We start from the raw sequence: 7,166 nt of genomic DNA, 5'->3' as shown, positions 1-7,166 counted from the left end.
CAGCGCATCCTCGCAGCCCCACGGCACTGAGTCAGCCTGATCTTGTGGCGAGCACGGGCTCACCACAAGATCAGGCTGATTTTGCCAACAGCGTCACGTCGTGCTGGTGTCGGCGGGGCGCCTTGTGCGGCCGGGCGGCCTGTCCGGTCCTCGCCCGGTCGCCGGAGTGACGTGGGTGAGGGCCGGGCAGGGTGTCCGGTGCGGGTGAAGGGGTGGCTTGGCGGGGGCGGGATGCGTCACGCTGATGAGACGACAGATGGGGGGGCCGACGTGGCCGTGGAGTTCGATGCGGTGATCGACCATGACGGTGTGGTCTGGCAGGCCTTCACCGACGACAACGGGGTGCTGGTCATCGATGTCGCCGCGGACGTGATCGTGTACGTGAACCGTGCGATCGTCGGGGGTCTGGTGTATCCGGCGTGGGTGGACGATTACGGGCGTCTGGTCATCGAGCTGGACTGACCGGCCCGGCCGGTGGGCTACAGCAGCCGGGCGTCGGCGAGGCCTGCCGCCCGTTGCAGCATCCGGGCCGGGGTACGGCCGTCTCGCTGCCGGTCGTTGAAGGCGGGGACGGACGGGACGTGGTCGCCGAACTCCCGGTGGATCGCGTCCATCAGCACGTGCGCGGCCTCCCCGGCGAGGCCGGCGTCCCCGCGGGCCTCGGCCCGGATGGCGCCCATCAGGCAGACGGCGCCGGACTCGTCGGTGAGGGCGTCCTTGCACCATCCGGCCGTTTCCATGTGGTGCTGTGCGCGCTCCAGGAGTGCGGCGACCGGTGTGCGGTAGGTGGGCGGCGGGACGGCGGCGGGGATGGTGACGGGTGTGTAGGGGGCGGTGATCACGTCGGCGAGGTCGATGGGATCGGTGGACAGGTGCGCGGTGCGCACCTCGTGGGCGACGGCGGCCTCTTCCAGTCGCACGGTCATGTCGGCGAGGCGGGCGGCGAGCCGGGCCTCCAGTCCGGGCTCCGCCGTGGTGGCGGGGGCTGCGGGAGGCGCGGATGCCGTGGCGGGCCGGACGGAGACGGTCATGACGGGCTCCGGTCAGGAGGTGCGGGAGAACAGGCCGGCCACAGCGCTCAATACGTCGCTGATCACGGGGGCCAGCCCGGTGGAGGAGAGCGCGAACCCGAACGCGATACAGGCGAGGGCGGCAACGGTGGTGACGGAGCCCTGGCGTCGCAGGGCGACGACGATGACGGCCAGGAGCAGGGCGAGCGCGACGGTGACAGCCACGGGGCGATCCCTTTCAAGGGGTTGATGGGTCGGGTGGGTGCCGCCCGGCCGGCGGGCCGGGCGGCACGGTGTGGGGTGGAGTCGGGTCAGTCGACGGTGACGGTGAGGTCGGCGCGCAGCTCGCGGAGCACGTCGTCGTCGGCGCCGGTAGGCACGAGGACTTCGCGGGCTTTGCTGCCGTCGGCCGGGCCGACCAGGCCGCGCTCTTCCAGCGCGTCCAGGAGTGCGCCAGCGAGAGCGAACCCGACGCGGAGCTTGCGCTGGAGCATCGACTGGGATCCGAACCGTGTGCTGACCACGAGTTCGGCGGCCAGCAGCAGCAGTTCGCCGTCGACTCCCCCGGGCAGCTGCCCGGCGCCCGCACCGCCGTGTTCTTCAGGGTCGGTGGCGGCGACGGGCCCGTAGACCCCGTGGTCGACCAGGCGCAGACGTCCGTCGTTGACAAGGTCCGACAGGGCGTTGCGGATGGTGCCGGCGGCGGCATCGACCGAGTCCCGGATCTCCTTGGCGCTCATCTCCCGGTCGACGGCGGCCAGGATCTTCTCCTTGACGGTGGGTGCCTTTGTGCGGGCGGGCTGGACGACTGGGGGCGGCGCGAACACACCGATACCGTCACCGTCGTCGTAGCCGTCGTCGTTGTCGTCGCCGGACTTCTTCTTGTTCTTGCCGGTGGGAGGCTGCACGGCCCAGTCGTGCCACAGCCCCAGCTCGGTCAGCCGCTCGGTCTCCCGGTCTGTGAGCTGGCAGATGCCGTCCTCGGGGAAGAGGTCGCCGAGTCCGTCGGGGCTGCCGTCGTCGGGCAGGTGCGCCCACAGGGTGCGCATCATGTGCGCGGCGGATCCGGTGATGGTGTGTCCCATGCCCTGGGTGGTGGCGCCGGGGATGTCCTGTGCGGTGCCCAGCATCCGGTCGAGCAGGGAGACATGGGCACCGAGCCGGTCGGGGATCGGGGCGAGGTCGTGGTCGCCTGCGAGTCCGCCGGTGGCCTGCCGGGCGGCGATCCCGCCGGTGATCCGCAGGACAACGCCGATGCCGCCCTGCACCTGATCCCGCAGGGAGGCCGCGCCGCCCAGCTTGTCCAGGTTCAGGGACTGTCCGGCGAAGACCACGCCGATGCCGAACTTCCGGCCCTCGCGGGCCAGGACGTCGGTCATGAACGCGATGTCGTCGCCCAGCAGGTCGTCACCGACCAGCGAGTTGAACTCGTCCAACACCAAAATCAACCCCGGGTAGGGGGAGTGGGCGGAGAAGTCGTGGCCGACCTCGGCGTTGATCTCGCCCCGCAGGTCCATCAGCGCGATGGCCGCCTTCAGCATCCACCAGGTGAAGACGGCGCCGGCGCCCTGCCGGTCGACGTAGCGGCCGACGGCGGACATCTGCGCGTCGGGGCGTGCGGAGGTCACCCACGTCGCCAGTCCGGCCAGCGCCCACGCCGCGCACATCAGCGCGAGCGTGACCGTCTTGCCGGAGCCGGTCACGCCGACCAGGAAGCCGTGCAGCGTGCCGGACGCGGAGCGCATGTGGACCGTGGCGTCGCGGCCGTCGGGGGTGGTGCCGATCGTGTACCGGCCGTACGCATCCAGGGTCAGCAGCTCGCGGGTGGCCTTGCGGCCAGAGGTGAGCGGCGCCGACTCATACACCGTGACCAGGACCTCGTTGCCGTGCACTTCGGTGACCAGGCGCATCTCTTCCGACCTGATCCCGAACGCCGTACACAGCTGCTCGTGAGCGACCTTGGCGACCTTTCCCGGCTCGACTGCGGCCAGGATCATGCCGCGTGCGGGGATGCCGTTCTGCGCGGGGCGCTGCTCGATGCGCAGGATGCGGCTGTCGGGGATCGCGCCGCCGGGCCGGGCGACCAGCTGCTCCCACAGCGACTCGATGCTCCGGCTGCTCTCGCCGGTCGGGGCGACGGTCAGCCGGATACGGCCGGGCCCGTGCACGGTCTCGGTCATGGACACCGCGAGGGTCGGCACGCCGAACGCGGCGGCGATGGTCTCTTCCTCGATGCGGCCCACGGGGGTGCCCTGCGGGGCGACGATCTCGCACGCGAAGTCCGGATGCGACTGCGAGATCGTCTGGCTGATGTTCTCCAGGTGGGTGTGCGGGGCGACCTGGTGCTGGTCCCACAGGCGCATGACCAGACCCTCGAACCCGGCCGGGTAGGCGACGGTAAGGTCGCCGGGGGTCCAGGTGGCGCGGGTGGCGGGCAGCCACGCGGACATCAGGCCGCCCCACCCGAGCGCGAGGGGGATCTCCCACCAGCGGGTGCCGGGCGTCATCGCGTTCGCGGCGTAGACGGCGCTGCCGGTGACCGGCCCGAGGAGGCGCTGTGCGCTGCGCACGGTCCGGCGGAAGTCGCCGGTCATGGTCTGCCGGTACAGGCGCCACACGCTGGCGCCGCCGATCACGCCCGCTGCCAGGTGGGCGGCCGGCTGGTGGAGGTTGGGGAGTACGGCGAGTGCTGCGGAGGACACCCCGTAGGCGCCCAGCTCGACTTTCGCCCGCGTGGGCATCCTGCGCATCACGGCAGATCAGTCCTTCCGAAGTGAGAGGAAACGGTGTGGGGCTGCACCCTGATCGGGTGCAGCCCCACCAGGTCGTGCAGACGGTGCGGTCGGTCGGGTGCGGGTCAGACGGGCCGGTAGAAGCCGGGCTTGGCCTGGCGGGCCCTGGATGCGGTGGCGGCCTCGTGGACGGCCCCGTACTCCGCCTGGTGGGCCGCCTGGACGTCGGCGGTGGCCAGGTGGGTCTGCTCGGCCGATCCCACGAGCCGCGTGCAGTCGCCGGACACCTGCCCGAAGGCTTCGCCGACCTCGGCGACCGCTGCCACGTGCCGTGCGTCGACCTCGGCCGCCGCGCACAGCTCGGCGACCGTGACGGCCGCATGGGCGTTGGCCCGCATCCGCTGCGCGAGCAGCTCGGCATGCTCGAACAGGTCGGCTGCCGCGCTCTTCAGGGCCGTGAATTTGGTGGTGATGGCCTGGTAGCCGTTGGCGGCGCCGTCGGCTGCGACGGCGGAGGCGATCTCTCCCATACTGTCTGTCTCCCGGTCAGTTCTCGTTGTGGATGCGGGCGCTGGGCGCGGTCAGGCCGGCGTCGGCGGCCGCCGTCTGGGTGGGCCGGTAGTCCCGCTCCATCGCCGTCTCTTCCGCCTCGGCGAGCTCCGCCGCGGCAAGCGCGGCCTTGGCGGTGCGGGTGGCGTTGACGACGAGCATCCCGACGCTCTCCAGCAGCACCGTGAAACTCCGGACGGTGCGCGGGCCGAGCACGTTGTGGGTGACCGCCAGGTCGGTGCCCATCGCCTCCAGCTCGGACAGCAGCCGCCGGGCCTGCATGGCCAGCGCCTGCGCGTCGTCGTAGGTCTCCATCCCGGCCATGGTGAGCCGGGCCAGAGCACCGACAGCACCGTCGAGGTTGATCTCGGTGGCATGCCGTCCGGCCATCGCGTTCGCGGGCGGGGCCGTCACCTGGACGGATCCGGATGCGGATGGGGGCATAGGGAAGTCCCTTCTCTGGGTGGTTCCCGGCCGGGTGCCAGCAGGACGCTGCGGTGCACGTGGCAGCTGCGGGCGGGCGGGGGCTATCGGGGTGGGCTCCCAGCGGGTGCCGTGCGCGCGGGCAGGACCGGCCTGTTCAACGGTGACGGTGACCGGGTCCTCGGTGTCGAACGCCGACGCCCGCGCCCACCGCCATGCCTGCTCACCGGACGAGGGCCCGGCGTTCGGGTCGCCGCTCGGGCGGCCGGTGCCGGTGCTGCCGGGGTCGGGGGCGGAGGGTTTGCGGGGGCCGGTCCGCTGGCGGCGGGGGCCGCCGGAGGCTTTCCAGTCATCGCGGCGCTTGGTCCAGCGGTCGCCGATCGTCTCGTGCACGGCCTGCCAGAACGTGGTGCGCCCGCCACGGCCGCCGGGTGTCCAGCCGGTGTTGACCGGTCCGGGTCCCGTGCCGGGAGCCCGGCCGGAGCCGCCGCCCACAGGACCCGTCCGGCCCTTCCAGCGGGCTGACGGCTTGTCTCCGGTGGCCTCCCAGAACGTCGGCCCGCCCTTCTTGGCGGCCCGCACGGCGTTGCGGACGGCATCTTTCGTGGCAGCACTGTGGGCGCCGCTCGCACCCTTGCCGCCGGACGGACCGCCGTTGCCGCTGTTCTGCTTGCCTTTGGACCACCAGTCGGCGATCTTGCGGCCCGCCGACCGGCGGCCGGCGTTTCCGCCGGAGGCGCCCGAGGCGCCGCCGCCGGCACCGGCACCGCCGCCACGAGTGCCTCCCCACGAGCCTCCGCCCCGGGAGCCGTTCCCGGAGCCGGTGCCGCCGCGGGAGCTGTTCCCGGAGCCACCGAAGGTGCCCCGGCCAGATCCGCTGCCGGAGCTCCCGCTGCCCATACCGCCGCCGCGTCCTGGACCGTTGGTCCGGCCGGGCCCGGTGTGGCTGGCCATAGGTGTGCTGCCGCGTCCTGATCCGGGCCGGGCACCCGGACCCGTACCGGTGCCGCGCCCGAACGCCCCGGTGCCGCCCCGCCCGCGGCCGCCGGATCCGCTGCCGAGTACCGAGCGTCCGTAGTCGTGGCCGGACGGCACGCCACGGCGGCGGACCCCAGTCGCTTCGGCTCCCAGCCGGTGCGCATCCGCCGTCGCCTTCGCGGCCAGCAGTTCGAGCTCGCGGCGGTGCCGGGCGGCTTCCGCCCTCAACGGCACCGCTTCCTTGACCCAGGTCTGCATGCCCTCAAACGCCGCGAGGGCGATGGCGAGGATCGCCGCGAGGGAGAGCGCGCCCGCCCGGGGTGCTCCCGCATCAGGCGGGCCGGGCGGGTCGGCGCCCTCACTGCGCAGTACTGCGGCCCCGTCCGGAGCGGCGGGCGCGTGCGGGATGTCGGGGGCGTCCCACGGTGAGATTCGAACGCCCCCGCCCTCGCCGGGATCGGCGGGAGCGGGGGCGGAGAGGTCGGGTGCGGGGGGCAGATCCGGAGGCGGCGCAGAGCCGATCCGGGGGAGTGTGAGGACGTTGTCCGGTCGTGCGTCGTCGGACACGGCCCCTCCCTTCCTGGTAACCGTCCGTGACAGGAAGAAGGGCCCTCGCACACGTACGCGTACACGTGGTTGGGACCCCCGGTCAAGGACATTCGGGCGGTGATGATGACGGTCATGATGACGATGGCGCTCACTGGCAGTGAGCGCGGTACAGACGCTCCAGCTCCTGCGACAGGGCGTTGAACGTGGCGTGGTCGCCGGTCCGCTTGACCTTCTGGAGCGCGCCGATTTTCAGCAGGTCGTGCCAGGCCCGGAAGAAGCTCTCCGGGCCTTCGCTGCGGGCCTGTTCGAATCGGCGGTTCCAGTGCGCGGCCTGCCGCGGGGAGAGGCCGGCGGCCATCAGGCACCGCGCTTTTGCTGGCCGAAGAAGTCACCGAGCAGCTTCGGAGCGCCGCCCGGCTGGCCGTCGTCCTGTCCGGCCGGGGCGAGCCGCTGAAGCGTCTGCTCGGCGCTGTTGCGGGCCGCCGCGTGCACGCCCGCCTTCTTGTTCGCCTTGGCCAGCTCCTTGTCCTTGCGGCGCTGGAGCACGGTCTCCGGCATGGTCTCCTCGTACGCGGCCGCCGTGGAGTTGATGGCGCGGGCGGCCTTGCGCAGGGCCCGCGCCGCGTCCCGCAAGGGCTTGGCGCGCTTGCGGGCCCTTGATGCGGCCGACAGGCCAAAGGGCAGGTCACCGGGCAGGCGGCGGGCCTTCACGTCGGCCTGGAGGGCGTCGGCGAGGCCGTCGTAGGACTGCGCGTCGTTCAGCAGGCTGCCGCGGTGCGTGGCCTGCCAGCCTTCGCGCTGCCCCGGCACGGCCAGAGCCTGCACGCCGTGCGTGACGCGGGATGCGATGTCTTTGCTGGTCACCTGGGGATTCCTCCTGGTCTACTGGGGTGCTGTGACTGCTTCCGGCAGTCGCAGCGAGGGC

8 protein-coding genes are annotated in these 7,166 nt (G+C 72.5%); 1 reads left to right on the top strand and 7 read right to left on the bottom strand.

The genetic code is table 11. The annotated features are described in order from the left end of the window. Positions 1 to 270 precede the first annotated feature (270 nt). Positions 271 to 462 (top strand): hypothetical protein, encoded by a 192-nt coding sequence (locus tag ACFWI4_RS34430; RefSeq protein ID WP_387204516.1) that lies wholly within the window; start codon positions 271 to 273, stop codon positions 460 to 462. 17 nt (positions 463 to 479) lie between these two features. On the opposite strand, the gene ACFWI4_RS34425 is transcribed toward ACFWI4_RS34430, so the two are convergent. The 7 genes from ACFWI4_RS34425 to ACFWI4_RS34395 form a co-directional block, all read right to left on the bottom strand. Further along, the gene (locus tag ACFWI4_RS34425) at positions 480 to 1,031 is read right to left on the bottom strand and encodes a hypothetical protein (RefSeq protein ID WP_387204513.1); all 552 of its coding nucleotides are present in this window, start codon (positions 1,029 to 1,031) and stop codon (positions 480 to 482) included. Between the two features lie 12 nt (positions 1,032 to 1,043). After that, entirely contained in the window at positions 1,044 to 1,235 is a 192-nt protein-coding gene (locus tag ACFWI4_RS34420) for a hypothetical protein (RefSeq protein ID WP_387204510.1), read from the bottom strand. A gap of 86 nt (positions 1,236 to 1,321) precedes the next feature. Next, a complete protein-coding gene (locus ACFWI4_RS34415) occupies positions 1,322 to 3,760 on the bottom strand; it encodes a DNA translocase FtsK (protein WP_387204507.1) in 2,439 nt (812 codons plus the stop codon). 107 nt (positions 3,761 to 3,867) lie between these two features. Further along, positions 3,868 to 4,272, bottom strand: a complete 405-nt coding sequence (locus ACFWI4_RS34410) for a hypothetical protein (RefSeq protein ID WP_387204504.1) — start codon at positions 4,270 to 4,272, stop codon at positions 3,868 to 3,870. Between the two features lie 16 nt (positions 4,273 to 4,288). After that, complete coding sequence (locus ACFWI4_RS34405) at positions 4,289 to 6,259, bottom strand: hypothetical protein (RefSeq protein ID WP_387204501.1); 1,971 nt, start codon at positions 6,257 to 6,259, stop codon at positions 4,289 to 4,291. A gap of 130 nt (positions 6,260 to 6,389) precedes the next feature. Further along, on the bottom strand, positions 6,390 to 6,599 hold the full coding sequence (locus ACFWI4_RS34400) for a hypothetical protein (protein WP_387204498.1): 210 nt from the start codon (positions 6,597 to 6,599) through the stop codon (positions 6,390 to 6,392). After that, positions 6,599 to 7,105: a hypothetical protein gene (locus ACFWI4_RS34395; protein WP_387204495.1), complete on the bottom strand. Its 507-nt coding sequence runs from the start codon at positions 7,103 to 7,105 to the stop codon at positions 6,599 to 6,601. The genes ACFWI4_RS34400 and ACFWI4_RS34395 overlap by 1 nt, the downstream gene beginning before the upstream one ends. Between the last annotated feature and the right edge of the window lie 61 nt (positions 7,106 to 7,166).

It is taken from the genome of Streptomyces sp. NPDC127038, from assembly GCF_042725875.1.
Lineage (GTDB): Bacteria > Actinomycetota > Actinomycetes > Streptomycetales > Streptomycetaceae > Streptomyces.
The sequence above is the reverse complement of the archived record's forward strand: the minus strand, read 5'-3'. Positions and strand labels throughout refer to the sequence as shown.